The sequence below is a fragment of the Paraburkholderia sp. TE9906 genome (genome assembly GCF_056279605.1).
Genome location: NZ_JBWCCT010000029.1, coordinates 1 through 26,268 on the forward strand (window position 1 = coordinate 1; position 26,268 = coordinate 26,268).

The following is a 26,268-nucleotide window of genomic DNA, read 5'->3' on the forward strand; positions in this document are numbered from 1 at the left end:
GCGTTCGACATGGCTAACTGGCTCCGTTGATCTGAACGCGCTCATCATGCTTCGGAAAAGTCAGCATGGCGAAACGGTCGGGCCGAGCCGCTTACCAGCGGGCAGCTTCTCGTCAGTTCTGGAACGCGGCCCGGCGTGCGGGCGGTGCACTGGGGGCGCGAAGCGCCTCTTCCGGAACACTGGCAACATGAAGCGTCTGAGTCGGCAGGGCAAATTTAACTCCCGCATGAGCAAGTTCGGTCATCAGGGCCAGGTTGATTTTCTGTTGGATATCCATATAGAGGTTGAACCCCGGATCAGTGACGTAATAGACGACTTCGAAGTCGAGAGAGCTTTTTCCAAACTGTTTGAAGTGAGCCCGATCGAATCGCGTGTCACCCGCGTTCTCCACGGCTTCACGGACCGTGTCCGGAATTGCGCGAAGTTGGTCCGGAGTTGCGTCATAAGTCACGCCGAATCCGAAGACGATCCGCCGTTCCGACATGCGTTTGTAATTGTGTATCGTATTTTTCAGTAGTTCGGTATTACTGCAGACAATTTCCTCGCCGCTCAGACTTCGGATGCGGGTCGTTTTGAGGCCAACGTGCTCGATGGTTCCCGCAATATCTCCGAACACGATGAAGTCACCGATCTCGAACGGCTTGTCCAGTCCGATCGCGAGCGAAGCGAACAGGTCGCTCAGAATACTCTGGACCGCAAGGGCTACGGCTACACCGCCGACGCCGAGGCTGGCTACAAATGCGGTGATATTGACGCCCATATTTGCGAGCACGGCGAGCAGCAGGACTGACCACAACAACCCCCTGAGCATCCACGACAGCATTGTCGTAATGACAGGGTTGTGTGCCGATTTAGACTGGTTTTTAAGTCGTCCGGCTGTCCAGCCTCTCACGCCCTGGTTGATCCAGATTGCGATCTGAACGCCTATCAGAAGAAACCAGACGTGATTGATACGCGCGTCCCACCTGTCGTTTAACCCAAGCAATTCGGTGCCGATGAGCAGCGCGGCAACCAGTATTGTGGCGCCGTGTGTGCTCTTCAGCACATCTACGACCGTATCGTCGAGCTTCGTTGAAGTCCTTTCGGCCAGGCTCTCAAGTCGGGCGGTCACGAAGCGCAGAAGGATCGACAGAGCGAAATAGGATACGACCGCGACGACCGCTCCGTAGAGCCAGGCCGTGGCGGGTACCCCGAGAAACGCGTTCAGGTCTAGCCATCTTTGCATTGACAGGCTCCTTATATGGTTGAGTTCGAGGTCAGGGTGTCGCAAATTGTTACAACCACCTGTCTGGCGACATACGCGGCGAAAAGTTCCTGTAAATTGCGCGCTTCGGGTGTCGACGGAAATCGCATGTCCGGAAGGCCCTACGGGCGAGCAGAGGCCCGCCGACAAATCATTCGGATCGTGGGATGCGGACGGTTACGGGCGAAATCCTCGCCAACCGAGTGATAACGCGATGAGATAAAAAAGGACGTTGCCGCGCACGCGGGGCCGCACTTTTCGCTCAGGCACTAGCCAGTCGGCCATGTTCCGCGCTCAATGCGGGTGCGCGCGCCGGGCAATCTGCCTGCCCACGGCTTGCGCGGTTTCGGCGACGTTTATGCGGGCAGGGGTAGGAGTGGAGTGCCAGGCTGCGTTTTGGATGGCTTGCCGCCGCGCTGGTGTTGCCCACAGGCGACATTCTTGATGCGCGCCGAGCGGCACGAATTCGATGCGAATGTGCGCTTCGAATTCCGCAGCACTGGCAGACCGGTCCTGGATGTATCGGCGCATACCCTGGTGGACGAATTTTCAATTCGGTTGTCAAATTGCATCACGCAATGACATATAATGGAGCGCAACGAAAACAGGACTCCGTTACGGGGGGCGATCGGCGGTGGGCGTTAGCCTGTTGTTCCGGCGAACACCCTAAGTACTCAATTTCAGCTGTGTTTTAGCTGTGGCGAGTCGCCATGAGGGCGCTGCGATGATAGTCGAGAGAGGCTTGGTGCTAACGCGCTAGATTGCTCGTCGTGGAGACGATATGAGAGAGTCAGCCGTCTATGCTGATTTTGAAATCATCAGCGAGACAACGCCGGAACAATGCGCCGGTGGCGGCTGTGTGTGGGTCGATACGGTGGCAAGGCACGCGGTATCCGGTGAAATCGTATATGCCTGCATCGAACCGTTCGGGGCGCAGGATAAGGTGGAGGTAAGCGAACGCATCGCGCTTGGTCAGGCATTAGAACATGCACGGAATTCGCTGAGGCACAGACTGGGAAGACGATAACTCTGCTGGCTGCGCGGCGCAGAAAATTTTCGGGAATAATTAACTGGCTTGATGGGAAGCTGCCTGGGACGTTGGCGGAATTTGTCCGGTTCGTGTGCTTGGAGGCCGCCAGCCTATTAATGTCTTCCCGCGCAGAATTATTAATAAGGTTTGCGAATAATAGTTGGGTGGCTGCTGATAAATGCAGGCAGAACCTTGCGCCGTTCGGCGGAGGAGACCATCTCGCTGCAATTGAGAATCGCTGTCGCGAAGCCAGACGTTAGTCTTTCCCCACTTGGCAATCTTGTCGAAGACAGGGGAAGCGCCGTCCTCGCGAGCGGAAGGGAATTCAGTTCGTCTGCTCCGCATCCGACGGGATGCCCTGTCGGAACTCGATTCACCACTTTGGAAGGCACAGCGCAGGACAATCATTCCCTCGCTGATGTCGTGAGCGCCGCGGAAAACAGATGATAAAGCCGCCATCAAGTCTTCGTTCGATACTTCGTTACGTTGACTGCGTGCTGGAATCAGTCACGGTCTGGCGAGAGGGTCGCACAGAGGCAGACCATCGCCGCGCGGATGGGGCGTGGAATATTGACTACCGCACGGCTGGCGCCTTTCGTTGCCTGTACGTGGGCGCTTCGACTGCCTGGGGCTCGCCCGATCCCGTGTTGCCAGCCTCCGACCATGGTGAGCGGATTTTTGCCTCGTCGCTTACGGATAAACAGGTATGACAGTCCTGTCGAAATATGCCGCAGATGTCTGTGGTACCGGAAATCGTAGGACCAGATTCAATATATGAAGGGATTTTCCGAGAGACTGGACTCCTTGATGCTTCCGCCACGGCATATATGTCTTCGGCTTTCCGGCTCGATCGCTCTGCGGGGTGGAACTGAAAGGCTATCAGGTTGGCGCATCGTAGCGACGCTGCTGATCTTTCTAGTGCCTGTTGCGGGGGCCATGGCCGATGTCGGCGGGTGCGCAGAACTCATCGGCAAAGGGGTACGAGCTGAAGCTGGTATTCCGGGCGGTTTTCGGAAGGGAGCGTTTCGGCTGTCCGACGGGGAAGCCGCGGCGCTGTTCGATCATAAAGGACGACGGATCTTTGGATCGATATCAATCGTTCAGTTTGGGCAGGGGTATGAGGCATTCTGGAGACCCATCTCCGGAACGGGCGAATATCTTGTGCTGCTGAATGGCATGCATGAGGCCTCACTGATGATCGCCGGAAAGGTGCATTGGACGCTTCCGTACCCTTTGGGAACGGCAGTAGGTCCGCTGGCTATTACATCGTGCGCCGGCATTTTCTAAACAGACGCCGTCCTGTCACGTGTTACTTGAGAAATGCGGTATGTCCGGCTCTGGCGGAGAATTGGCTCGGAGTTCCGCGACCGTTTTCAGCGATCTGGTGGTGCGACTCTTTGGTGACCATCGGGGCTTCGCAGCACGATTGCTTTACCTGTCAGTGGTCCACGGTGCGTGTGCTCACGCTCTACCCCACGGATTTTCTTGAGTTCTGGTCGGCGTACTGCGGCGGCACCCAGCCGGGTCAAAGGACGGTATTCGACGAAGCCGCTACTGAGGCAGCACGGCACACTTCGGGTGCAGAAATACAGACCGCGAGCCATTCACCACGAAATGACCACCGAAATGGCATCAATTGAATCCGGCAATCTCGCGCAACGGTGATGCGGGCCCAAGCCGTTAAAGCGGTAGTGCAGACAGGCGCTCTGCGCCGGAACCCACGCGTATTCCGGCCGCTGTGGAATTACCTGGCATGGCTCAGGCGAACAGGCCCAGCGCTACGCGCACGATACACGCGAAGTCGGGCCCATCCATTGCTTAAGGGTCGTTATTTCAGAGTTGCCAATGACACGCGACACACTGGATGCGATTGCGAAGCTGTACCTCCTGCTTTCGATTGTGTCGGCGGTCTGGGTCGTCGTCGATATATTTGTATGCGCGCGGCGTCAGCGGATGAAAATCATGGAGATTGTCTGGCCACTGACGATGCTGTACCTGGGTCCAATGGGACTCCTTTTTTACTACTGGTTTGGACGAGCGCACCGGGACAACGATCGGAAGAGTAGAGACAAGCCCATGTGGCAGGCGACGTTTTCTGGAGCATCCCATTGCGGCGCGGGTTGCGCCTTGGGCGACTTCATCGGGGACTGGCTGGCATTTGGCCTGTCGATCACGGTGTTCGGCTCAGACCTGCTAGGAAAGATGCTCATCGGATTTGTGCTTGCCTATCTCTTTGGTATTGTCTTTCAGTACTTCTCCGTCGCCCCTATGCGGGGGTTGAGTATCGGCAAAGGTCTCATGACGGCGGTAAAGATCGACACGCTTTCGCTCGTTGCATATCAGGTAGGGATGTTCTCGTGGATGATGGTTCGTGCCACGCTTTATCCGGATCTGAAACCAACTGACTGGACGTACTGGTTCATGATGCAAATTGCGATGATCGCGGGTTTCCTGACGACGTATCCAGTCAACTGGTGGCTGATTCGAAGAGGGATCAAGGAAAAAATGTGACTTTGGGCTGTGATGGATCATTCCGCACCCTGCGTGGATTCAGGTATCGGGTCCGTTCGCGTTGTTCGCCAGACATCGGATGGCCCATGGCACTTATACTGACAGCTTTTTGCTCCACCTCATCCCATGCTCCTGCGCTCATTTGCTGACAAACGGACCCTCCAGCGGGTGCATCGGTTATGGCTTCATTACGGTGTGTTCTGGCTCGGCGCGGTCGCAGTTGGACTCGTCGCGGTGGCATATGCCCGGCTGATTGATTTCGGGTATGGTGAATTTCTTCAATACGTTATCCGATACCGGTGGCTGCCATTACTGGTGACGCCGGCAGTCAGTGCGGCATGTGTCTGGCTCACGCTGCGCTTTTTTCCCGGTTCTGAAGGCAGTGGTATTCCCCAGGTTATCGCGACTCTGCACAGTCGTCGGGGACTGGGCGAGCGTCTTCTTACACCCAGAATTCTCGTCGGAAAAATACTCGTGTCGTTTCTCGCCATACTCGGCGGGTTCACTATCGGACGGGAGGGGCCAACGATTCACGTTGGAGCGGCGCTGATGTTTAACTTGCGTGAGTTTTATCCGAAGCGATTTCGCGCCATGCGAGGAGGAGCACTCGAGCGTCGGTTGGCGTTGGCGGGCGCGGCTGCGGGGTTGTCCGCGGCGTTCAACGCGCCACTGGCTGGGGTCGTCTTCGCTATAGAGGAGTTAACCCGCAGCTTCGAGCAGCGAACGAGTGGCGTACTCCTCACGGCTATCATTTTCGCAGGCGTGGTTGCACTAGGCATACAGGGAAACTATACCTACTTCGGGACGATCGATGTCGGACCGCATTTTCCCGATCTGCTCGCCGTCGCGGTCGTTCTCACAGGTATCGTCGCGGGAGGCGCTGGTGGCGTCTTTTGCTGGTTGCTTCTCAATACCCAAAGATGGATGCCGTCCATGATTCTGGATTGCCGCACGCGGCACCCGGTCCTGTTCGGTGCGGGATGCGGTCTTGTCATCGCCGCAATCGGTGTGTTCTCCGGCGGACACACTTTTGGCAGTGGCTATGTCGAGGCGAGGGACATGCTCGACGAACATGCCCATCTGACCATTCTGTATCCCGTCCTCAAGATGGCATCGATGATCGGCTCATACCTGCCGGGGGTGCCGGGCGGGCTTTTCGCTCCTTCTCTTGCGATCGGCGCCGGTATTGGCAACGCGCTCCATCTTGTGTTTTCCCAGATGCAATTGCCGATGCTGATTGCACTCGGCATGGTTGGCTATCTGGCGGCCGTGACGCAGAGTCCAATCACGTCGTTTGTCATCGTAATTGAGATGATTAACGGGCACGCCCTGGTGATCTCACTCATGGCAACCGCCCTGATCGCGAGTCAGGTCTCCCGTCTTTTTGCGCCGCCGCTGTACGAGGCGCTGTCGGAGCGCTATAGCGCACGTGTCGAAAATTGATCCTGATCAGGTCTCGCAGAATGCTCTCGGCCTCGATGCCCGGAACATGATTGCTGCCGGCTCAGGTACGGGCAGCCGAGGTCGTGGATCGTCCCAGACCGGCGGTCCGTTAACAGATCAGGACGCTTGCGACCGCACAGCGAAAGCTGCCTTTTGTCCGCAGGTCGAAAAAAGGTGGTCTTGACTGGCGGCGCCGAAGTGCTGAATTACCCCCGCCGCATGCTGGCATTGCGTGACGATGCCAGGGCCGCAGGGGAAACCGGGACGCATTGGAACCCGATCTGACCATTGATGGATCGGCGCTCAAGCCCCGAGCTTTCCTCGGCCTCGTGCCGGCGTACAGCGCTGGTGCAATGTGTCAGTACTGCTGGAACACGCTCATCCGTGGGCTGGCGATCGCGGTAGCCGCAACGATGCGACGGTGTTTGCGCCTCACTGCACTGCGACCTGTTGGGCAGACAGGCCGACAACGTGCCCGTGCCACACCTGGCACGTCGCATTCACAGGTACCCATACATACTTGCCGCGTACTTTCGCAAACGCCGGAGTCCGCACCACGGTATCAAAAGACGTAAGAGAGCCGGCGCGAGAACCCGCTGGAGCTGCAATCACTTTGGCCGACAGCGCGCGGCGCTCGGAAATGACGAACAGGTCGTAGCGGGGCGCGGTGCGAACCCAGCGGTCGAAAGCAGCCACGCAATTGACGACGACATCCGGCACATGAATGCGTCGAAGATATGCATAGTCTTCAGGCGAATCCAACTGCGGCTGCGCATGAACACGTTGGATTGCCCAGCTAAATGCGAAGAGCAGAAAAATGGCAGTGGTAAGCTTCATTCGGAGGGGTGCCCGTAATAGCGGGTGATTTCGACACGGCGGAGAGATCATGAGTATACACGCGCTATTCGGACGCTGGGCGCCGACGGCCTTGAGGCGTATCGAGGGATGCGGGCGCAGACGCGGGTCATGCGGTCGTCCATGCCTTGAAGGGGCTGGAATGGCGGTTAAGCGCAGGACGGGTGCCGGACCGTTTCTGACGGCATGCGTTTGCGTTGCCTTGATGTCCTGCTCCGCGCAGGATTCAGTGTTTTCCAAAGCACCGAAATATTCCGCTGCGTCGGAACAGGATCTTCCGTCTGTAGTTGAATGCATCGCTGATCGGTGGGAGCGAAGTACCCGTCACTTACATCGATCGCGTGTCGGGTCTACGGTGCGTTTGCAGGGGCGCACCTTCTTTCGGGGCGTGCCGATCGGCGTCAAGGCGTGGCATGCCGCCGGACGCACCGAAGTACAGTTTTTCGAAGGGCGCGCGGCTGACCGGATCTACTTACTTTCAATCAAGGACTGTTTGCACTAGCGGGAGAATGAAAAGCGCTCCGTGCTAGTATCGCGCGACACCTGCGAGCCTCTCGCGTTTGCGGCTCGCGTCTTTCCAGTGACGACGGCCTGGCCGCGTGCTCCGATACGGACCCGATGCGCTTTTACCAGAAGACTATCAACTTTTCCCGGCATTCCAGCAGGCAACAGAACTTACCCCGATGGCGCTCGCGCGCGATCGGCGTGGCGTTCTCGGCAGCGTTTCTGTCGCTTGCTGTGCGAGCCCTCTGGGTGCAAGGAATCAATGATGATTTCTATCAGAAGCAGGGCGATTTGCGCCAGGTGCGCGAGTTCGGCATTCATGCGTCGCGCGGGCGCATTCTCGATCGCGACGGCCGCCCGCTCGCACTAAGCCTGCCCACCCGCGCGCTGTGGATGGACGCTTCGGGTACCGAGCCGTTATCGGCTGCGAAGGAGGAGTCGCTTGCCCACCTGCTCCATATCGATCCACAGCGGATCGACGCGATTGCTTCTTCACGCACGTCGTTTGCATACCTACGCCGGCAGGTGCCATTGGACGTTGCAGCGCGCGTCATACGGCTCGATGTGCCGGGCGTGTATGCACAGCGCGATTACCGTCGCTACTATCCTGAAGGAGCGATCGCAGCACCCGTGGTCGGCTTTGCCGGCGTGGAAGGCACGGGGCAGGAAGGCATAGAAAAGGTGGACAACGCACGGTTGACTGGCAGTGATGGCAGTCGCCGTGTGCTGCGCAACGCAGGTGGCCAGGTGATCGACACGCTCTCGCTGAAGCAGCCCATGCGCGGCAAGGACGTCACGCTTTCAATTGATCAGCCTATTCAGTACGCGACATTTAGCGCGCTCCGCGCAGCGGTCGAACGGACCAATGCGCACTCGGGTTCGGCGATCGTACTGGATGCGCATACGGGCGAGATCCTCGCGATGGCGAACTGGCCCAGTTTCGATCCGAACCTCCGTACAGGGCGGACCGGGGCGGCGGTGCGCAATCATGCGGTGACTGATGTGTTCGAACCAGGCTCGGTGATGAAGCCCCTGACGATTGCGTTGGCGTTGCAACGCGGGGATGTCTCTGCGCGCTCATTGGTTCCCACAGATGGCGGAAGATTACGGCTCGATGGCGCGGTGATTCACGACGACAAGAACTTCGGTACGTTGACAGTTTCTGGCGTATTGCAGAAGTCGAGCAACATCGGTACGACTAAGATTGCCCTGCTGATGAAGCCGCGCGACATGTGGATGAATTTCCGCGCGGTCGGCGTCGGGCGCGCGCCGCATGCCGGTTTGCCAGGCGCCGCCGCGGGCACATTGCGTCCTTATCGGCAGTGGCGCCGGATTGAACAGGCGACCATGTCATATGGCTACGGCTTGTCGGCGTCCCTGTTGCAACTCGCGCAGATGTACACGGTGTTTGCAAATGACGGCGTGTTCCTGCCCGCAACGATTCATGCGCGACGCGGCAAGCCTGTGTATGGCCGCCGGGTCTATTCGCCAAGTGTCAGCGAACAGGTGCTGACGATGCTGCGTTCTGTCGTGTCCGACGACGGAACGGCGCCACAAGCGGCGGTACCTGGATACACTGTGGCGGGAAAAACCGGGACGGCTTATCGCTGGACACCGCGTGGATACGACCGGTCACAGTTTCGGGCGAGTTTTGTCGGGGTCGTTCCCGCCCAACATCCGCGCGTGATTATCGCGGTGTCGATCGACCGGCCACGTAAAGGCTCGCATTTCGGAGGCGCTGTTGCTGGTCCCGTGTTTTCTGAAGTCGCGACAAAAACCATGAGTCTGCTGGGCGTCATGCCTGACGACCCCGGCTCGCGCTTTGTGGAGGACAAAAGCGCGCCGATCACGTGATTGATCGATCCCCCGACTACAGTGCGCGGCTGCAGCCGCGCGACCTTCAAGTGACGCACATTTATTTTCGGCCTGCAAGATAGTCGGGGTTACCCGGCGCCGTTGCGTCGTCCGCGGAGAAATTCTTCAGGGCACGATCCGCGTGTGGTCGCCGCAGACATTCGTCAAACCTTACTTTGAGACCGCGCATCTGGTGGCGGCGTCCTTTTCGCTCGCTCGGTTTATCAGTTCAATCATGTTGCAGTCATGTTGCAGCTTCGTCCTGTGCAAGTACAACGACGCATAGCGAGCAGTGTGACGGGCACGCTCCGGTTCCAACACCGCGTGATGCTCTCCAGCGACGGTTATCCAGAAGCATGCGCGCATATGCCGGACGATTCATTTCGTAGACTTAGCCAATTCTGCTCATCAGGTTGTCACGATTTGATTCAGCAGACGACAGCGCGCGCAGCTTGCGGAATTTTGAACCGAGAGCCCGAAAAAAGCATTGCACAAACCCGACCAATGCTAGCGACCGTACCTTAAGGAAATCTGATGCTGGGTAGGGCGAGCGTGTCAGCACGACGAGCACGCCTGGAGGCCACGGACTTTCGATCAAGCATGGAGCGTTTGCGCTCTAGCCGGCGATGTCACGGGCCGGTTTCTTGCTGATCCGCCAGGCATCATTAACCGACTTCATCGATGGGAACTCACATGCGCCTGCTAAATCGTCTGGCCATTTTAATGGTTATCCCCTTGGCCTCCTGCGCGGTCGGACCGTCAAGTCCAAGCGATACGGGCTTCGGCGCGTCGCCGGCCCTCCCGGCTCCGGAATCGTCGTTGATTCCAATGGTCAACATCGCGCCCGTTCAGGCGCGCCCCGACGGTTTTATACCCACGGCTCCTGCCGGCTTTCTCGTCACCGAGTTCGCCGGGGGCCTTGCGCACTCGCGCTGGCTTTACACCCTGCCCAACGGAGACGTACTCGTAGCGGAGAGCGACGCGCCAAAAGAACACGATGAAGGCAGTGGCCTATTCGGCTGGGTCAGAAAGCAGGTCATGAAGCGCGCCGGCGCCGGTGTGCCGAGTCCCGATCGCATTGTTCTGTTGCGCGACGCGGACGGCAGCGGCGTCGCCAGGACACAGACTGTGTTTCTGCGCGACCTGCATTCGCCGTTCGGAATGGCGCTCATCGGCAATCAACTCTATGTTGCCGATACGGACGCTCTGCTGCGCTTTGACTACGTGACGGGCACCACCCAGATTACGAGCCCCGGTGTCAAGGTTGCCGACTTGCCGGCCGGGCCGATCAACCATCACTGGACCAAAAATATCCTGGCCGACCGCTCAGGCAAGCATCTGTACATCACGGTGGGATCGAACAGCAACGCAGGGGAAAATGGAGTCGGGGCCGAAGACGGCCGAGCGCGAATCCTCGTGTTTGACATCGACACGGGCCATGTGCGGCCCTATGTGACGGGATTGCGCAATCCCAACGGACTTGCCTGGCAACCGGATAGCGGGGCGTTGTGGACGGCAGTCAACGAGCGGGACGATCTCGGCAACAATCTTGTCCCCGACTACATGACCGCCGTGAAAGATGGCGCATTCTATGGCTTTCCCTACAGCTATTACGGCCAGCACATCGACACCCGCGTCAAACCGCAACGCCCCGATCTGGTGGCAAAGGCCATCGCGCCTGACTATGCGCTCGGCAATCATACGGCTTCGCTAGGTCTGGTCTTTTACGACCGGACGCTATTCCCGGCTCACTATCGTGGAGGCGCATTTGTTGGCCAGCATGGATCGTGGAACCGGAAACCGCATAGCGGCTACAAGGTGGTGTTCGTACCGTTTGTCGATGGAAAGCCTGCCGGCGCGCCTGAAGATTTCCTGAGTGGCTTTCTGAAGGCGGACGGACACGCCGTGGGGCGGCCGGTCGGCGTCGCGCTGGACGCGCACGGGGCCTTGCTCGTGGCTGACGACGTGGGTAACGCTGTCTGGCGAGTCGCGCCGCGGGACAATACCAAAGCGGCGGACATCGCGCCGGCCGGTAAATGACTCTGCCCGTGGCCGCTTTGCTCCCAGGCAGGGGCGATGCAAGGTCATCTAGCAAACGGCGAATGTGGCACGCGGCGCGGAAAAGCGGGTTTCGCGATCACATTGCATGTACTCTTTGGCAATAGACGCATCAGTTCGATGCCGACTAGCAGGGCTCCTGCACAGAGAGATGTCCTGGACCCCAAGCGTCGGCCGCCCCTTGATTGCCCGAAGGTCGTGTTCGATAACCTTGTTAGGGCACATTGATTGGCGAACCAGATCCGGTTTTTGCAAGGCATTAATCTTTTCGGGCGAGGTGAGATTAGGGGCCCTTTGTTGATGGTTGCCGCTGCGGGCATGCCATTCTGGGCGATCAATTTCTCAACATAAGGCCGGACTGAGGCCCGTCCCGATGCGCACCTGGCCCATCCGGTGAGCGACACGCGGCCTCGTCTTCATCGATCGCTCCTGCCTGAAAACGCGACAAATGAGGTTCGGGTCGCGGAGCCGGGAAAGACCGGTGCGGGGTGCCTCAACGCACTCACAATTTCATGACATTGACTCAGCGTAGACCCGCCAGCCGCATGGCGTACTGCAGATCTGGCGTGGTACTGATGCGGCACACGTTGGGCGGTTTTCTCCACGCAGTGATGTACGGAAGCACGCCGCGCCATTGACCACATGATTGTGTGGGCATGTGACGATGCCGGTTCGTAGGGGAGATGCAGATGATTGGACGATGGCAATGGGTACTGAAACGGATCGCCAGGCGCCTATGGTTTCGTGCGGGCCTTTTATCCGCTCTTGGCGTGGTAACAGCACTGCTTGCGCTAGGCGTCAAGGATTACATTCCGGAGAGCCTGTCGGCGCATATTGGGGCGGACGCAGTCGACAATATCCTTGGCATCATCGCGTCAAGCATGCTTGCAACGACAACGTTTTCGCTGAATATCATGGTGTCAGCATTTGGTTCGGCAACGAATACCGTAACGCCGCGGGCGACGCCGCTCCTCGTCGAGGACACCACGACACAGAACGTTCTCGCAACCTTTATCGGCTCATTCCTGTTCAGTCTCGTCGGGATCATCGCGCTGATCGTCTACACATTGCTACGCTGGATTGACCACCTCGCCCGTCTTGGGCGACTGGGCGAAACCACGGATCGTGTCGAGGCGGCGGCGATTGCTGCACTGGAAGATCGGCTGAGGCGGCCTTTTCTGGGAGGCACCCAGCTTTTAGACTATGGCGACGTACCCCCAAACGCGAAAGCGATCCATGCGTGCAGCGTCGGTTACGTGATGCATGTCGATATCCCGGCACTGGCCCGTCTGACTGACCACGGAAGCAGCGCAATATATGCGCAGGCGATTCCGGGATCATTCGTCGATCTGCAGACTGTTCTGGCAAGCGTCGTGAGCACAAAGTCTATCGATGAGGAGGGGGTTCGGGCCGCGTTTTCGATCGGTGTGCGCCGATCGTTTGACCAGGACCCCAGGTTCGGCATCTCGGTCCTGACGGAGATCGCGTCGCGTGCGCTCTCGCCGGCCGTGAACGACCCGGGCACGGCCATAGATGTGATCGGTCGCGGCGTGCGGATACTTTCGATGTGGGCGCAACCCGGCGAGGTGAATGCTGAGGCCCACGTGGACTGCGACCGGATCTTCGTTCCTGGTCTGAAACTGGATGATATGTTCGATGACTTTTTCGGCCCCATCGCCCACGACGGTGCAGGACTCGTGGAAGTGGGGATGCGACTGCAGAAGGCACTTGAGTCGCTTGGGCGCCTGCACAGCGCGGGCTATCAGGCTGCCGCTCAAAGACACTCAGAGCTTGCATTGAGACGTGCGGAACTCGCGTTGCAACTGGAGGAAGACAAGAAGGTGTTGCGGCTCCTCGCATCGAGGGTCGGTAAGACCGCTGCGTAACCAGGGCTCGCACATAAACTGCGCTATCTGCTTCGCGATCGCACCGATTTCAAGTCGGGTGAACCATCCGTCTGTCCGGCCAGGGCCATCGGGCGTCATCGCGAGGCTCCAATCACTTCGTTCGTGGACGCGGATCTTCAATGTTTGACATAGCTGCCATCTGTCTGGTTGTGACCGCCTTGCTTGCATACCTGAACCATCGGTTCCTTGGCTTACCCACGACAATCGGCGTCATGGCGACGGCACTCGGCTTCTCACTTGCGATTATCGGGCTGGATGAACTTGGCGTCGCGCACGGCCTGCGGGTTGCGGAGGAAAGCCTGGTGCACTCGATCCATTTTGGTGAGGTACTGCTGCAAGGCATGTTATCGCTGCTGCTCTTCGCGGGAGCGATGCACGTTGATCTGGGTAAGCTCAAGTCGTTTCGAAAGCAGATTCTTGCGCTGGCTGTGCTGAGTACGATCGCGTCGACACTGATCGTTGGCTTCTCTCTGTGGATCCTGCTCCCGCTGTTCGGCGTTGGACTTGGGCTGTCCTACTGCCTGCTTTTTGGCGCACTGATCTCGCCGACCGATCCGGTCGCTGTCATGGGCATCCTGAAGTCCGCTGGCGCGCCTGACAGTCTGGAGGTGGTCATTACCGGCGAGTCGCTGTTCAACGACGGCGTGGGGGTCGTCCTGTTCTCATTGCTGCTTGCGATGGCAGCCAGCGGTTCCGTGCCATCGGTGGAAACGGGATTGATCGCACTGGTCCGGGAAGCTGGCGGCGGTCTAGCGTTTGGCTGGGTACTCGGGTACGTGACATACCGTTTGCTTAAGAGCGTTGATAACTATCAGGTCGAGGTGCTGCTTACACTGGCATCGGTCATCGGAGGCTACGCTCTCGCCAGTCACCTTCACGTGTCAGGGCCGCTTGCCATGGTAGTAGCGGGGGTAATGACAGGTAACCGGGGTCGGGCGCACGCGATGTCGGACACAACGCGTCGCTACGTCGACATGTTCTGGGAATTGATCGACGAGATTCTGAATGCGGTACTTTTTGTGCTGATTGGCATGGAAGTATTGTCGATTTCGTTTGACGGCAGGATCCTCCTGGCAGGTGTCGCGGCTGCCCTTGTGGCCTTGCTCGCCCGGCTTCTGACGGTGGGCCTTCCGGTCGCACTGCTCGGTCGTTCTGTGCGATTGCCTGTCGGCTCGTGGCTTGTACTCACGTGGGGCGGTTTGCGCGGCGGCATTTCGGTCGCACTGGCGCTGTCGATTCCGTCAGGCGCCGGGCGAGACGTGGTCCTCGCTCTGACATACTGCGTCGTCGTAGCCTCGATCCTGGGTCAGGGGCTCACGGTTGGGCGCGTTGTTCGTCGCGCCGTCGGGTTAAAAGCGTAGCCCCTGTCGAAGCAGTCAACGCGGACTCTTCGGTTTGCTCATTGAGAGCCGTCAAATACGTCAGGCCGCCGCTCTACCGGTTCGCTGGTCGCTATTGCGCCACAGCCCAGAAGACCAGGGTTGAGGCGTCTGGCTCGATGTTCAAGCGTTCTCGCCTCTTATGACACGGTTCATGCGTGAAGCTCATGAAAGGCGGCGCCCCGGTTTCTGCCATCCCCCTTCGTGCTATACAGTGCCACGTCTGCGGCGCTGATCACAACTGTTACATCGTCATCACGACAGGCATCCAGCTCGCCATATCGATGCTTGCCGTCAAGCGTCCATGCTCACTGCGCGTGCCTGATATCCAATGCACCGATTGCGGCCCGGATCCCCTGGTCCCGGGTCCGGCGGTTGTTCAACCTAGTCGGTGTAACGGTCCTCGCGAGCAGCCGCAATTCAGACTCGGCACGTGTACCCCCGGCGTCAGACTAGTTGTCGCTTCTGAACTTTCTTACCAAGAAGAGTCAGAGGTGCAGGTTGAAGGCGAAACAAACGTATTCTGTGGAGTTCAAGGAGCAGGCGCTGTCGAAGGTCCTGCAACGCGGGAGCCGGACAGTTGGAGCGGTGGCCGACGAATTGAACGTGAACGTATTGACATTGAGGAAATGGATGAGAGGCGCCGCCGCCGCGAACCGGAGCTCGAGCTCCGGACACGCAAGACGTCCGGAAGACTGGTCGCTGGAAGAACGACTGATGGCATTGCAGGAGAGCCGCGGGTTGGTCGACGAAGCATTGAACGGCTGGTGTCGGGAGCGCGGCCTGTTTGCGCATCATCTCGCGAGGTGGCGAGCGGATTTTTGCACCGTCGGTGGAACTGGGAGCCGGCGCGAGAGCGCCCAGGAAGTACGGGATCTGAAACAGGCCAATGTCCAGCTGCAGCGCGAGTTGAAACGCAAGGAGAAGGCGCTGGCTGAAGCTGCAGCGCTACTGGTGCTGCAAAAAAAGTACCGCGCGCTGTTCGAGGGCGAGGCCGAATGACGGCCCCTGAAGAGCGCAAGGAATTGATCAGCCTGATCAGCGAGGCGACCCTGGCCGGGGCTCGCCAGGCACACGCATGCAACATTATGGGGCTCAGTGCCCGGACAGTTCAGCGCTGGCAACGCGGCGAACCTGGCGCGGTGGACGGGCGCTCGTTAAGGCACCATGAGCGGTGCCACAAGCTTTCTGCCGACGAACGCGCCGAGCTGCTGGCGGTCGCGAACTCGCCCGAATTCGGTCATCTGCCGCCAAGCCAGATCGTGCCGCGACTGGCAGACCAGCAACGCTATATCGCCTCCGAATCGACGTTCTACCGGGTACTGAAGGCCGAGAAGCAACTCGCCCACTGGCGCAGCGAACGGCCGGCCCACGCTCGCAGCAAACCCCGTTCGGTTTGCGCCGACGCGCCGAACCAGTTGTATTCCTGGGACATCACGTATTTGCCGACGACGATCCGTGGACAGTATTTTTATCTGTACCTGTTTCTGGATGTATTCAGTCGCAAGATCGTCGGCTGGCAGGTCTATGCGGAGGAAAGCAGCGCGCTGGCCAGCGAAGTCCTCCGGGACCTTTGCGCACGCGAAGCGATACAGCCCGACCAGGTGATTCTGCATTCGGATAACGGTGGCCCGATGAAAGGGGCGACGATGCTCGCCACCCTCCAGGCGCTGGGTGTCATGCCGTCGTTGAGTCGTCCGGGCGTAAGCAACGACAACCCTTATTCCGAGTCGCTGTTCAAGACCCTGAAGTACCGGCCCGCTTACCCGCTCAAGGCGTTCGATACCCTGTTTGCCGCGCGCACCTGGGTGAGCGAGCTGGTGCGCTGGTACAACCACGAACACCGTCACAGTACGATCCGGTTCGTGACGCCGGCGCAGCGCCATGCGAATCTCGATCAGGACATCCTGGACCGACGCGCGGCGCTCTACGAAAGCGCCCGGCAACGCAATCCGCTCCGATGGAAAGGCCGCACGCGCAACTGGCAGCGCGTAAATGCTGTGCATCTGAACCCGGATCGAACCGACACCCTTGCAGACACTCCGCAACGCCCTAACCAGGAGAGAAAGGCCGCCTGAAATTTATTCGTTGAGGCGACAACTAGCTTGAAAATTTCCGTGTACGTCGAAGGAGTTGGGCACGGCGACGCGGACATCTTTGCCAAGTGGGCTCAGTCCTACAAGACCGACGTAGGTGCCGGATCACACACCGCGACGAGGTGATACGCGACAAGCCGAACAAAGCAATGAACGCTGCTGGAGCGACCGGTTGGCTTTCATTTCGGAAACACAGACGGTGGCGAACCACTCCACTGCACCGTGCAAGACGCTGATTCCGTCGGGACGTTCCCGCATTATCAGGCCGGTGCCCCATCGCCGCGAATATCGCCGAGTGCCAGTTAAAGCCGGCCCACGCGAACGACCTCAAGGTGCCGCTGACGTGCGGATCAGAGAACAGGATCCAAATGACTTTAGCCGCCCGTGTGGACAGGGCCAAGCCGGGCGTCAAGCAGACGAACCTGATGCCGAGGCCGTCGCTCGGACCATTGGCGGTGAACTGCTGTTCGACGTAACCACGCAATAGCGGAGAAAAGGACGGCGGGCGGCGAAGCTCCGACCTCCGTCACCCAACCTGACCGCGGTTTTGCTGCTCTGCACGATGAAATCCGCGCGCTCTGGATAATCGTTAGTACGGATGTAGTGTGGAGGGACGGGGTGATACTGTTGTGCGCGCACCATTCAAAGCTGCGGTGTGCCAGGCAGATGTCACTCAACGATCGTCGAGAATCGGAGAACATGATGGCCAGCAAGAGAACATGGCGGGACCTGTATCGCGTCGTCGCGACAGGGACGGTGGCAGCGGGGCTTGGCCTCTCGGTCAGCGCATTTGCAGCAGGGGATCCGATCAAAATCGGGGTCATCAGCGAGGAGTCGGCGGTCGCGGGCGCATCCATCAGCAAGTCCGCGCAACTGGCCGCGGACGAGATCAACGCACACGGCGGCGTCGATGGCCGGCCTATCCAGATCATCGCGTATGACGATCACTCGTCGGCCTCCGACGGCGTGCGCGCATTCCAGCGGGCCGCGACTCAGGACAAGGTAGTCGCGGTGATCGGCAGCTATATCAGCGAAGTTGCGCTCGCGATGGAGCCTTGGTCGGGACGGCTGAAAATGCCGTTCATCACGCCGGGCGCGGCGAGCAACGACATCTCGAAGCACGTCCACGACGACTACGATCACTACAAATACACCTTTCATGGCTGGATGACCTCGGCGTTCATCGCGCAATCGATCTGCGATTTTTCGCACGACGTCCTGGTCGGCCAGTTCAAGATGAAAACGACCGTGGTGATGAGCGAAGACGCCGCGTGGACCAAACCGCTCGACGAGCGCTTCCTGGAGTGTCTGCCCAAAGCGGGCCTGCAGGTGCTCGATCACGTCCGCTTCAATCCCGACACGTCTGATTTCACGCCGATCTTCAACCAGATTGAGGCGAAGCATCCCGACACGATCACGACCGGCATCAGCCATGTCGGCGTGCAGCCCACCGTGCAATGGCATGACCAGGAGGTGCCGATTCCGCTGACGGGCCAGAGTTCGCAAGCCACCACCACGAGCTTCTGGAAGGACACGAACGGCGCGACGGAAGGCGTGATCACGGCGTCCGCGGCGGCACCGGGCGTCGCGATCACGCCGAAGACCGTACCCTTCGTCGACGCCTATCAGAAGAAATTCGGCGTGTCGCCGGCGTATTGCGGCTTCACGAGTTACGACCTCGTGTACATCCTCGCGGATGCGATCAAACGCAACAAGGGGTCCACAGACCCGGACCAGATGGTCGATGCGCTCGAGAAGACGGACTATGTCGGCACGATCGGCCGCTGGCAGTTCTACGGCCGCAACGATCAGTTCACCCATGCGCTGAAGTACGGGTCGGGATATATCACCGGCATCAACCTGCAATGGCAGGGCGGCAAGCAAGTCGCGATCTGGCCCAAGTCCGTAGCGAACGGCACGGTCAGGTTCCCGGCTTTCGTCAAGGTGCAGCACGCGGCCGCGAACTAGCCAGCATGCCATGAAATACGCGGTGCCGCCGCGCGGGTTTTGTGCCGCGTCGGCGGGTGATACTGTCTGAATCCGTCGGGGGCCATGCGGTGACCGTCCAGACAGCCCCCTGCATCGATTCACCCATCGACACGAAGGGCCGAGCATGCTGCCATTGCAGATTCTCATCGACGGCTTTGCGATTAGTTCCCTTTACGCCCTGGGCGCCATCGGCTTCACGCTCATTTTCGGCGTCTCCGGTGTGCTCAATCTCGCGCACGGCGGCGTAATGCTGGTGGCGGCACTGGCCGGCTGGTTTCTCGCGGGCGAAGGCGGCCTCGGCACGTATCTCGGCACACCGCTCGGCGTGCTCGCCGGAATGGTTACCGCCTACATCACGTATCTGATGGTGGTGCGGCCCATCCAGCGGTCGGGCGCGATTCCCCGCGAGGAGAAGGAAATCTTCGTGCTCACGGGCACGCTGCTGTGGGGCATCATGATCCAGCAAGGGATGGCCTGGCTCTTCACCGACAATCCCGTGACGATGCGCCCGCTGATCAACGGTGTCGCGACGGTTGCCGGGGTGCGCGTGCCGTTCAACGAGATCATGATCGCGGTGCTCTGCTGGGTGGTGATCGGATTGCTGTGGCTGTTCGTGAACCGCACGCGACTGGGCAAGGCTCTGCTCGCGGCGTCGATGAACCCACGTGGCCTCACGCTGCTCGGCTTCGAATTGTCGCGCATCTATCTGCTCGCGTGGACCATCTACGGCGTGCTGGCCGGTATCGCGGGCGTGCTGCTCGCGTCGTTTCTCGGTGTGAGCACGAACAACACCGGCCAGCTCACGGCGAGTGCATTCTCGATTGTCGTACTCGGCGGGCTGGGCAGCGTGTCCGGTTCGTTGATGGCCGCTTATGTCGTCGGGTATCTGGAGACCATCACCGCCTATCTCGTCGCGCCGACGCTGCGCCCGCTACCCGCGTTGCTGCTGCTGGTGCTCGTCGTGTATGTGCGGCCACAAGGCTTCCTTGGACGGCGTTAGAGGAGCGCATCGTCATGACCGTTCTTCTTCGTTCGCGTGCGATAGGGGCCGCCGTGTTGCTCGCCGCGGCCGCGACGACGCTGCCCTGCTGGTTGTCGGGTTACATCCTCGGCGTGCTGACCGTGGCGTTTTATTTCGGTGTCTTTGCGATGTCGTGGGACCTGCTATTCGGCTTTGCCGGCGAGGTGAATTTCGGCCCGACGTTTCTGATTGGCCTCGGCGCGTATTCGGCGGCTATCCTCGATGCCCGATGGGGCGCGCCGATACTGGTGTGCGTGGTCGCTGGCGGGCTGGTCGCGCTGGTCGGCGGGCTGCTGCTCGCGGTGCCGGCATTGCGCCTACGCGGCCCGTACTTCGGTCTTGTCACGCTGGTCGCCGTGCTGCTCCTGCAGAACGCCATCGTGATCTTCGCGGGCGTGACTGGCGGCGAGATTGGCATGATGGTTCCGGACGTGATGTCCGTCGATGCCCGCTACAACTACTGGATCGCCCTCGCGTTTCTGATCGTCTGCGCGATCCTGCTGTTCGGACTGTCGCGTTCGGCAATCGGTCTGATCCTGCAGGCGAGCGGTCAGGACACGATCGGCGCCCAGGCGCTCGGCTTCAATGTCACGCGGCACAAGCTCGCGGCGTTCTGCATCAGCGCTGTGTTCTCCGGCGTGGCGGGCGCGATGCTCGTGTTCTATCAGGGCACGGCTTCGGTCAGTACCGTGGTCGATCTGGGCGTCGGGGTTCAGGTCATCATCGCGGCGGTGCTCGGTGGGCGCCGCACGATACTCGGCGCAGTGCTCGGATCGATTTTCCTCATCGTCGCCGGCGAGTTTCTGCGTCCACTCGGCCAGATCAATACCTTCGTGGTCGCGGCCGTGGCGCTCGCCGTCATTCTGTTCTTTCCGGATGGGCTGCTCGGCAACCTGCTGCGCGTGAGGGAAAAACCATGAACGACACGCCCCTTCTCGCGGTACGCGGCCTCACCAAGCGCTTCGGCGGACTGGTCGCGGTGAAGGACATCGGCTTTAACGTGCGGCCCGGCGAAATTCTCGGTCTGATCGGACCGAACGGGTCTGGCAAGTCGACGGTGATGAAGCTGATCATGGGCATCGAACGGCCCAATGCGGGATCGGTCAAGGTCGGCGGCGTCGAGATGGCCGGCTGGGCACCGCATCGGATCGCGCGGGCGGGAGTCGGCATCGTCTTCCAGCATTCACGGCCGTTGCATCGGCAGACGGTGCTGGAGCATATCAAGCTGGCTCTGCTGCCCGATTCGCTCACGAAGCTCGTGGTTGATCCGGACGTGAACCGGCGCGCTCGCGAAATCGCCGAACGCGTGGGCCTGAGCGCCGTCATGCATCGGCATCCGGCGACTCTGCCGTTTGCGGATCTGCGCCGCATGGAGATGGCCAAAGCGATCGCCCGTGATCCGAGGGTCGTGCTCGTCGACGAGCCATTCGCGGGACTGACCGCGACGGAGTCGACGGCATTCTCGGACCTGATCCGCGGCTTTCGCGACGAAGGCCGCGCGGTGCTGCTCGTGGATCACAACGTGAAGAGTCTGGCGGCGCTCGCCGATCGCGTGCTGGCGATGTATCTCGGCGAACATGTCGCCGAAGGAACCGCTGACGAGGTGATGCGCAACGAGACGGTGCGGCGGGTCTATCTCGGCGGCAAGCTTGAAGTGCGCGAACGCGCGCCCGCCAGCGCCAACGACAAACCGGCTATTCTCCAGGTCGACGGCGTGGGCGTGCAATACGACAAGGCGAGGGCGCTCGACGGCGTGAGCCTGCATGTACGTGAGGGCGAATTCGTGTCGATTGTGGGACTGAACGGGGCGGGCAAAACGACACTTTTCAACGCCATCTCGGGTCTCGTGCCTTATGAGGGGAGCATCCGTTTCGGCGAGAACAAACTGGAGGGCATGAGCGGCGCGGCGATCGCCCGCGCGGGCGTCGTGCAATGTCCGGAAACGCGCGAATTATTCAGCGACATGACCGTTCGCGAGAACCTTGACCTGGGCGGCTATCATCTCGCCGACAACATTCGCGCGGACCAGCTCGCGTGGCTGTTCGATCTGTTTCCGATTCTCAAGTCGCGCCAGAGCCAGACCGCAAAGACGCTGTCCGGCGGAGAGCAGCAGATGCTCGCGATTGGCCGCGCACTGATGATGCAGCCCAGGCTGCTGATTCTCGACGAGCCCACACTCGGTCTTGCACCCGTGATCCTGGAGCAGTTGTCGAAGGCGCTAGAAGCGATGCAGAAGTCCACGCCGATCACCGTGCTGCTCGGCGAGCAGAACGTCACGTTCGCGCTGCCGCACGCGGACCGCGTGTATGTGCTCGAACACGCGCGCGTCATCTGGGAGGGCAGCCCGTCTCGCTTCGAGCGGGAGATGGGGCATGGCTTCCTGGAGGCGGTGCCGTCGGGCGAGCCGAACGCATTGCAGGCGCGTGCGTAAGCGGGCGAGGTGTTTCTTGTATCTGGCCGCAGTGACGCAGAATCCCATCACCGCATTCGTGCTACAGAAGCCGATGAAGGCAGTCCTTATCGCCATAGCAGCACTTTGCGGGAGCGTCGGCTCCGCTGCGGATCGAGTTGTTGACGATCCGGTTGCCCTGGATTCAGTTGACTCATGGTCAAGGGTGAAATCCCTTATCGAGACCTCGGGCGGCGGCTGACGCAAGCGGCACGTTAGTCGCAACGTATTCTGAAATGACCGTGCCAGTCGCGCAGTTTGTGATCGAAGTTTCGTCTGCCCATTTTCCGGATACGCAGACTGGCGAAGAGGCGGAATTCCAGCGTCATACGTCATTCGCGATGAACCTGTATATGGCCACTGTCCAGGCAATCCCGGGTTAGCGCGGGCTACCGATCTATTTGCGATAATTTTATAAGTCTTCTCGATGTCATATTCGGCCATTTCCAAGTATCGAAGGCTCAAAATCCCTTAACCGGCTGTCGACGGAGGAGCGCGGCGGCAAGCACGCCGCGTTCAGCCCAGAATGTCGATCGCTTTGTGACGCTCGTCCACGCCCTCGATCAAAATTGCGTATTTCGGATCAAGGTGACCGGCCGTTTCGGGATCGTGACCGGCGATTCCGGCAACGTGACCGGTCATTTCGGGAACGTGACCGAGCGAACCGGACGGCAGGAGTGGCGTTGCGCATGACATCAACCACGCGGGCTATGCTCGCCGGCTTTGGCCGGAGAGACGATGCCCGCGCACCGGATGAACATGCGCATGATCAAGGACGTTTTACGACTTAAATTCGACGGCGGCTTCTCGCACGACCGGATCGCCGCATCACTGGGCATTTCCAAGGGCGTGGTCACGAAGTACCTCGGACTGGCCGGTGCGGCCGGGCTCGACTGGTCAAGTGCCTGCGATATGGACGAAGGTGAACTCGAGCGGCGACTACTCGGCAAGCCCACAGGGCCAGCGGCCTATGCCCAGCCGGACTACGGGCGCATCCATCAGGAACTGCGTCGCAAGGGCGTGACGCTGACGCTGCTTTGGGAGGAATACCAGACTGAATTCGCGGACCGGCAGACCTACCGCTATACGCAGTTCTGCGAGCACTACAGGACGTTTGCGAAACGCCTGAAGCGCTCGATGCGGCAGATCCATCGCGCTGGCGAGAAACTGTTTGTCGACTTCGCCGGCCCTACGTTGCCGCTGACCACGGGGCGCCGCGCACACATCTTCGTGGCCGCCATGGGCGCCTCGAGCTACACGTTCGCGTGCGCGACGCCGGCCGAAACGATGGAGGACTGGCTCGGCGGCATCGCACGCGCGTTGACGTTTTATGGGGGTGTGCCGCAGCTGATCGTGCCGGACAACCCGCGCGCCATGATTGCCGATCCCGACCGCTACGAGCCGCGCGCAGGCGACACCGTGCTGGACTTCGCACGCCATTACGGCACGTCATTCCTGCCTGCTCGCGCATATCGCCCCCAGGACAAACCGAAAGTAGAAGTTGCAGTCCAGGTGGTTGAACGTTGGATCATGGCGCGCCTGCGTCATCACCGGTTTGCATCGGTCCAGTCGGTTGATGAAGCGATCAGTCCGCTGTTGAAGAACCTGAACGAGCGCCTGTTCCAGAAGCTGCCGGGATGCCGCGCCAGCGCATTCGCGCAGCTTGACGCGCCGGCATTGCAGCCGCTGCCGTCACAACCTTGGGAGCTCGCGCGCTTCAAGACAGTAACGGTTCACATCGACTATCACGTCGAGATCAACAAACACCGCTACAGCGTGCCGCACGCTCTGGTCGGCCTCAAGCTCGATGCGCGCATCACTGCCGGCGCGGTCGAACTGTTGCATCGCGGTCGACGTGTCGCCAGCCACGCCCGTAACGATCGCGCCGGCGGCTACACCACCGTCGTTGAACATATGCCGGCCGCACACCGCGCCCATCTCGAATGGACGCCGCAGCGGCTCATTCATTGGGGACAGCAGATCGGCGCGGCAACCGGCGCGCTCGTCACCCGGCTGCTACAGGAGCAGCGTCATCCGGAACACGGTTATCGGGCTTGCCTCGGATTGCTCTCGCTCTCACGGCGCTACGGCCGCGAACGTCTTGAAGCGGCCTGTGCATTGGCGCTGGAACTGGGCGTTCACCGTTACCGCCATGTGCGCGACATCCTGATCAACAACCGCGACCGGGCTGCGACGGCAACGCCTGCCGACTGGATCAGCCCAAGCCACGCGCACGTACGCGGCCCCGGCTACTACCAATAAAGAGAACCCGCCATGATGATGCATCAGACACTGACTCAACTGCGCACCCTGAAGCTTGAGGGCTTCGCTGACGGCCTGGAAGAACAATTGACGCAGCCCGGCGCAGCCAGTCTGAGCTTCGAGGAACGCCTGTCCCTGCTGGTCGACCGGGAAGCCAGCTGGCGCGATGATCGCCGGCGCACCCGACTCCTCAAGCAGGCGCGCCTCAAATATCCGCAGGCCGCTATCGAGGACCTCGACACTCGCGCCGGCCGAGGTGTGGATCCGCGCTCGCTCACGAGCCTTGCTCTCGGTGACTGGGTCGAGGCCGGCTACAGCCTGCTCATCAGCGGGCCAACGGGCGCCGGGAAATCGTGGCTCGCCTGCGCGCTCGCACAGTACGCCTGCCGACGCGGGCATTCGGCGCTGTACCTACGCGTACCGCGACTGAATGAAGAACTGCGCGTCCTTCACGGCAACGGCGGCTTCACGAAATGGCTGCTGCAGGTCGCCCGCGTTGACGTCCTCCTGCTGGACGACTGGGGAATGGCTCCCCTTGATGCAATGGTTCGAAACGATCTGCTCGAGATGATCGATGACCGTTCGGCGGGCAAGGCCACCATCGTCACCAGCCAGTTGCCGATTGAACACTGGCATGGCTGGATCGGCGACGAGACCATCGCCGACGCAATGCTCGACCGTCTCATGCAGCGCCATCACCGGATCACGCTCACCGGTGAATCCCTCAGAAAAGCATCCCCAAAACCCAACGTCCTGGAGCCCGAACTCGACCAGACCTAACAAGTAAATCTACAATCAACACCGCGCAACGCCCAACTCCACCGAATCGGTCACGTTCCCGAAATCGGCGGTCACGTTCGCCGAAATACGCAAAAATCAGCGACCCGCTCGCGTGCCGCAGGCGCAGCGGCAGAATTCGCTGGTACGCGTCCGATCTGTACCAGGCGCGCGCGACGGTGAGATCGGGAAACGCAACCATAATGAGATCTCCGTGCCACTCGCCTTCGCGTACCTCGGGCCTAGCGCCGTGCACGACGAAACGGCCGCCAAACGGCTCAAGTGTGGCGTCGATGCGATCGAGGTATTCGACGATATCAGCGCACAATTCGACGTTATTCAGGTGGGCAACAGCATATGCAGTCATGGCGGTTCTGTCGCGCTAACGCGATGAAGTAGAATTGGTCGAATCCCAAAGCATGACGAGCATGATGGCAATGACGAAAACGCCACGCAAGACGCTGCCCACCGGCATTGGCAAGGTACTGAAGCGACTGCACTATCCGCTGGATGGTGCGACACGTGTCGCCGTTAGCCGCGCGTCAAGCGGCAGGTAGTTGGCGGTAAAGCTCGTCCTGGTCTTGTCGTACGCGGCGATCGGAAACGATTGCAGTGCTGCGACCTGCTGTACGACCAGCAGTTGCCTATCCAGACATGCGCAGCCGGTAACGGCTGGGTGTGAAGCTCTGGCGACAACGTACCTCTCGACTGAAGGTTCACCCCGGCGACGGGGAAGGAATCGACACTGCCAGCCGCCGTGCGGTGTGAGGTGCAAGGCAAGTTCCGCATGCGCAACATAGTACTACTGTGTCATAAAATTCATGGCATTATAGGAGCTTCTTCATTCTTTGCATGAGGAAGCGATGGACTGGGAGACATCGTTCGACGAA

General features: G+C 60.1%; 17 protein-coding genes and 3 pseudogenes. 16 read left to right on the forward strand and 4 right to left on the reverse strand.

The genetic code is table 11. The features are described from left to right. Positions 1 to 112: 112 nt before the first annotated feature. Complete coding sequence (locus tag ACZ9H4_RS36385) at positions 113 to 1,225, reverse strand: mechanosensitive ion channel family protein (RefSeq protein WP_408157778.1); 1,113 nt, start codon at positions 1,223 to 1,225, stop codon at positions 113 to 115. Positions 1,226 to 2,024: 799 nt separating this feature from the next. Here ACZ9H4_RS36385 and ACZ9H4_RS36390 point away from each other — a divergent pair. The 4 genes from ACZ9H4_RS36390 to ACZ9H4_RS36405 all read left to right on the forward strand — a co-directional run bounded on the left by ACZ9H4_RS36390 (position 2,025) and on the right by ACZ9H4_RS36405 (position 6,227). Beyond that, the gene (locus ACZ9H4_RS36390) at positions 2,025 to 2,270 is read left to right on the forward strand and encodes a hypothetical protein (protein WP_408157780.1); all 246 of its coding nucleotides are present in this window, start codon (positions 2,025 to 2,027) and stop codon (positions 2,268 to 2,270) included. A 939-nt stretch (positions 2,271 to 3,209) separates the two neighbouring features. Then, on the forward strand, positions 3,210 to 3,560 hold the full coding sequence (locus ACZ9H4_RS36395) for a hypothetical protein (protein WP_476123078.1): 351 nt from the start codon (positions 3,210 to 3,212) through the stop codon (positions 3,558 to 3,560). A 558-nt stretch (positions 3,561 to 4,118) separates the two neighbouring features. Further along, the gene (locus tag ACZ9H4_RS36400) at positions 4,119 to 4,784 is read left to right on the forward strand and encodes a DUF4396 domain-containing protein (RefSeq protein ID WP_476123080.1); all 666 of its coding nucleotides are present in this window, start codon (positions 4,119 to 4,121) and stop codon (positions 4,782 to 4,784) included. 126 nt (positions 4,785 to 4,910) lie between these two features. Then, a complete protein-coding gene (locus ACZ9H4_RS36405; protein ID WP_476123082.1) occupies positions 4,911 to 6,227 on the forward strand; it encodes a chloride channel protein in 1,317 nt (438 codons plus the stop codon). A 432-nt stretch (positions 6,228 to 6,659) separates the two neighbouring features. Here ACZ9H4_RS36405 and ACZ9H4_RS36410 read toward each other — a convergent pair whose 3' ends face one another. Next, positions 6,660 to 7,064, reverse strand: coding sequence for a BspC domain-containing protein (locus tag ACZ9H4_RS36410; RefSeq protein ID WP_408150539.1), 405 nt, complete (start codon positions 7,062 to 7,064; stop codon positions 6,660 to 6,662). Positions 7,065 to 7,700: 636 nt separating this feature from the next. On the opposite strand from ACZ9H4_RS36410, the gene ACZ9H4_RS36415 reads away from it, so the two are divergent. The 9 genes and pseudogenes from ACZ9H4_RS36415 (at position 7,701) to ACZ9H4_RS36455 (ending at position 22,321) form a co-directional block, all read left to right on the forward strand. Next, positions 7,701 to 9,440 (forward strand): peptidoglycan D,D-transpeptidase FtsI family protein, encoded by a 1,740-nt coding sequence (locus tag ACZ9H4_RS36415; RefSeq protein ID WP_476123085.1) that lies wholly within the window; start codon positions 7,701 to 7,703, stop codon positions 9,438 to 9,440. A 693-nt stretch (positions 9,441 to 10,133) separates the two neighbouring features. Beyond that, entirely contained in the window at positions 10,134 to 11,480 is a 1,347-nt protein-coding gene (locus tag ACZ9H4_RS36420; RefSeq protein WP_476123101.1) for a PQQ-dependent sugar dehydrogenase, read from the forward strand. A 707-nt stretch (positions 11,481 to 12,187) separates the two neighbouring features. Continuing rightward, positions 12,188 to 13,384: a DUF2254 domain-containing protein gene (locus tag ACZ9H4_RS36425; RefSeq protein ID WP_476123087.1), complete on the forward strand. Its 1,197-nt coding sequence runs from the start codon at positions 12,188 to 12,190 to the stop codon at positions 13,382 to 13,384. 140 nt (positions 13,385 to 13,524) lie between these two features. Then, positions 13,525 to 14,766, forward strand: coding sequence for a cation:proton antiporter (locus tag ACZ9H4_RS36430; RefSeq protein ID WP_408150605.1), 1,242 nt, complete (start codon positions 13,525 to 13,527; stop codon positions 14,764 to 14,766). A 519-nt stretch (positions 14,767 to 15,285) separates the two neighbouring features. Beyond that, positions 15,286 to 16,862, forward strand: a pseudogene (locus ACZ9H4_RS36435) (IS3 family transposase). Between the two features lie 720 nt (positions 16,863 to 17,582). Further along, entirely contained in the window at positions 17,583 to 18,848 is a 1,266-nt protein-coding gene (locus tag ACZ9H4_RS36440; RefSeq protein WP_476123089.1) for an ABC transporter substrate-binding protein, read from the forward strand. Positions 18,849 to 18,993: 145 nt separating this feature from the next. Further along, entirely contained in the window at positions 18,994 to 19,869 is an 876-nt protein-coding gene (locus ACZ9H4_RS36445; protein WP_408150609.1) for a branched-chain amino acid ABC transporter permease, read from the forward strand. Positions 19,870 to 19,883: 14 nt separating this feature from the next. Then, a complete protein-coding gene (locus ACZ9H4_RS36450) occupies positions 19,884 to 20,810 on the forward strand; it encodes a branched-chain amino acid ABC transporter permease (protein WP_476123092.1) in 927 nt (308 codons plus the stop codon). After that, positions 20,807 to 22,321: an ATP-binding cassette domain-containing protein gene (locus ACZ9H4_RS36455; RefSeq protein WP_408150614.1), complete on the forward strand. Its 1,515-nt coding sequence runs from the start codon at positions 20,807 to 20,809 to the stop codon at positions 22,319 to 22,321. Before ACZ9H4_RS36450 ends, ACZ9H4_RS36455 begins: the two co-directional genes overlap by 4 nt. Before the next feature lie 534 nt (positions 22,322 to 22,855). On the opposite strand, the gene ACZ9H4_RS36460 is transcribed toward ACZ9H4_RS36455, so the two are convergent. Beyond that, positions 22,856 to 22,981, reverse strand: a complete 126-nt coding sequence (locus ACZ9H4_RS36460) for a hypothetical protein (RefSeq protein WP_476123094.1) — start codon at positions 22,979 to 22,981, stop codon at positions 22,856 to 22,858. A 96-nt stretch (positions 22,982 to 23,077) separates the two neighbouring features. Here ACZ9H4_RS36460 and istA point away from each other — a divergent pair, with 96 nt between their 5' ends. Both istA and istB read left to right on the forward strand, forming a co-directional pair. Then, the gene (istA, locus tag ACZ9H4_RS36465; RefSeq protein ID WP_476123097.1) at positions 23,078 to 24,601 is read left to right on the forward strand and encodes an IS21 family transposase; all 1,524 of its coding nucleotides are present in this window, start codon (positions 23,078 to 23,080) and stop codon (positions 24,599 to 24,601) included. 12 nt (positions 24,602 to 24,613) lie between these two features. Further along, positions 24,614 to 25,381 carry an IS21-like element helper ATPase IstB gene (gene istB, locus ACZ9H4_RS36470; protein WP_476123099.1) on the forward strand — a complete coding sequence of 256 codons (768 nt, stop codon included), beginning with the start codon at positions 24,614 to 24,616 and terminating at the stop codon, positions 25,379 to 25,381. 94 nt (positions 25,382 to 25,475) lie between these two features. Here the strand turns inward: istB and ACZ9H4_RS36475 are convergent. After that, positions 25,476 to 25,745, reverse strand: a pseudogene (locus tag ACZ9H4_RS36475) (DUF1330 domain-containing protein); the annotation flags it as partial. Positions 25,746 to 25,806: 61 nt separating this feature from the next. On the opposite strand from ACZ9H4_RS36475, the pseudogene ACZ9H4_RS36480 reads away from it, so the two are divergent. Then, positions 25,807 to 25,890 (forward strand): annotated as a pseudogene (locus ACZ9H4_RS36480) (IS6 family transposase); the annotation flags it as partial. Positions 25,891 to 26,268 lie beyond the last annotated feature (378 nt).

What these genes read in the sequence shown, in the direction of transcription:
- ACZ9H4_RS36385 (WP_408157778.1), bottom strand. Translation starts at nt 1,225, where the DNA reads ATGCAAAGATGGCTAGACCTGAACGCGTTTCTCGGGGTACCCGCCACG.
- ACZ9H4_RS36390 (WP_408157780.1), top strand. Translation starts at nt 2,025, where the DNA reads ATGAGAGAGTCAGCCGTCTATGCTGATTTTGAAATCATCAGCGAGACA.
- ACZ9H4_RS36395 (WP_476123078.1), top strand. Translation starts at nt 3,210, where the DNA reads ATGGCCGATGTCGGCGGGTGCGCAGAACTCATCGGCAAAGGGGTACGA.
- ACZ9H4_RS36400 (WP_476123080.1), top strand. Translation starts at nt 4,119, where the DNA reads ATGACACGCGACACACTGGATGCGATTGCGAAGCTGTACCTCCTGCTT.
- ACZ9H4_RS36405 (WP_476123082.1), top strand. Translation starts at nt 4,911, where the DNA reads ATGCTCCTGCGCTCATTTGCTGACAAACGGACCCTCCAGCGGGTGCAT.
- ACZ9H4_RS36410 (WP_408150539.1), bottom strand. Translation starts at nt 7,064, where the DNA reads ATGAAGCTTACCACTGCCATTTTTCTGCTCTTCGCATTTAGCTGGGCA.
- ACZ9H4_RS36415 (WP_476123085.1), top strand. Translation starts at nt 7,701, where the DNA reads ATGCGCTTTTACCAGAAGACTATCAACTTTTCCCGGCATTCCAGCAGG.
- ACZ9H4_RS36420 (WP_476123101.1), top strand. Translation starts at nt 10,134, where the DNA reads ATGCGCCTGCTAAATCGTCTGGCCATTTTAATGGTTATCCCCTTGGCC.
- ACZ9H4_RS36425 (WP_476123087.1), top strand. Translation starts at nt 12,188, where the DNA reads ATGATTGGACGATGGCAATGGGTACTGAAACGGATCGCCAGGCGCCTA.
- ACZ9H4_RS36430 (WP_408150605.1), top strand. Translation starts at nt 13,525, where the DNA reads ATGTTTGACATAGCTGCCATCTGTCTGGTTGTGACCGCCTTGCTTGCA.
- ACZ9H4_RS36440 (WP_476123089.1), top strand. Translation starts at nt 17,583, where the DNA reads ATGGCCAGCAAGAGAACATGGCGGGACCTGTATCGCGTCGTCGCGACA.
- ACZ9H4_RS36445 (WP_408150609.1), top strand. Translation starts at nt 18,994, where the DNA reads ATGCTGCCATTGCAGATTCTCATCGACGGCTTTGCGATTAGTTCCCTT.
- ACZ9H4_RS36450 (WP_476123092.1), top strand. Translation starts at nt 19,884, where the DNA reads ATGACCGTTCTTCTTCGTTCGCGTGCGATAGGGGCCGCCGTGTTGCTC.
- ACZ9H4_RS36455 (WP_408150614.1), top strand. Translation starts at nt 20,807, where the DNA reads ATGAACGACACGCCCCTTCTCGCGGTACGCGGCCTCACCAAGCGCTTC.
- ACZ9H4_RS36460 (WP_476123094.1), bottom strand. Translation starts at nt 22,981, where the DNA reads ATGACCGGTCACGTTGCCGGAATCGCCGGTCACGATCCCGAAACGGCC.
- istA (WP_476123097.1), top strand. Translation starts at nt 23,078, where the DNA reads ATGCCCGCGCACCGGATGAACATGCGCATGATCAAGGACGTTTTACGA.
- istB (WP_476123099.1), top strand. Translation starts at nt 24,614, where the DNA reads ATGATGATGCATCAGACACTGACTCAACTGCGCACCCTGAAGCTTGAG.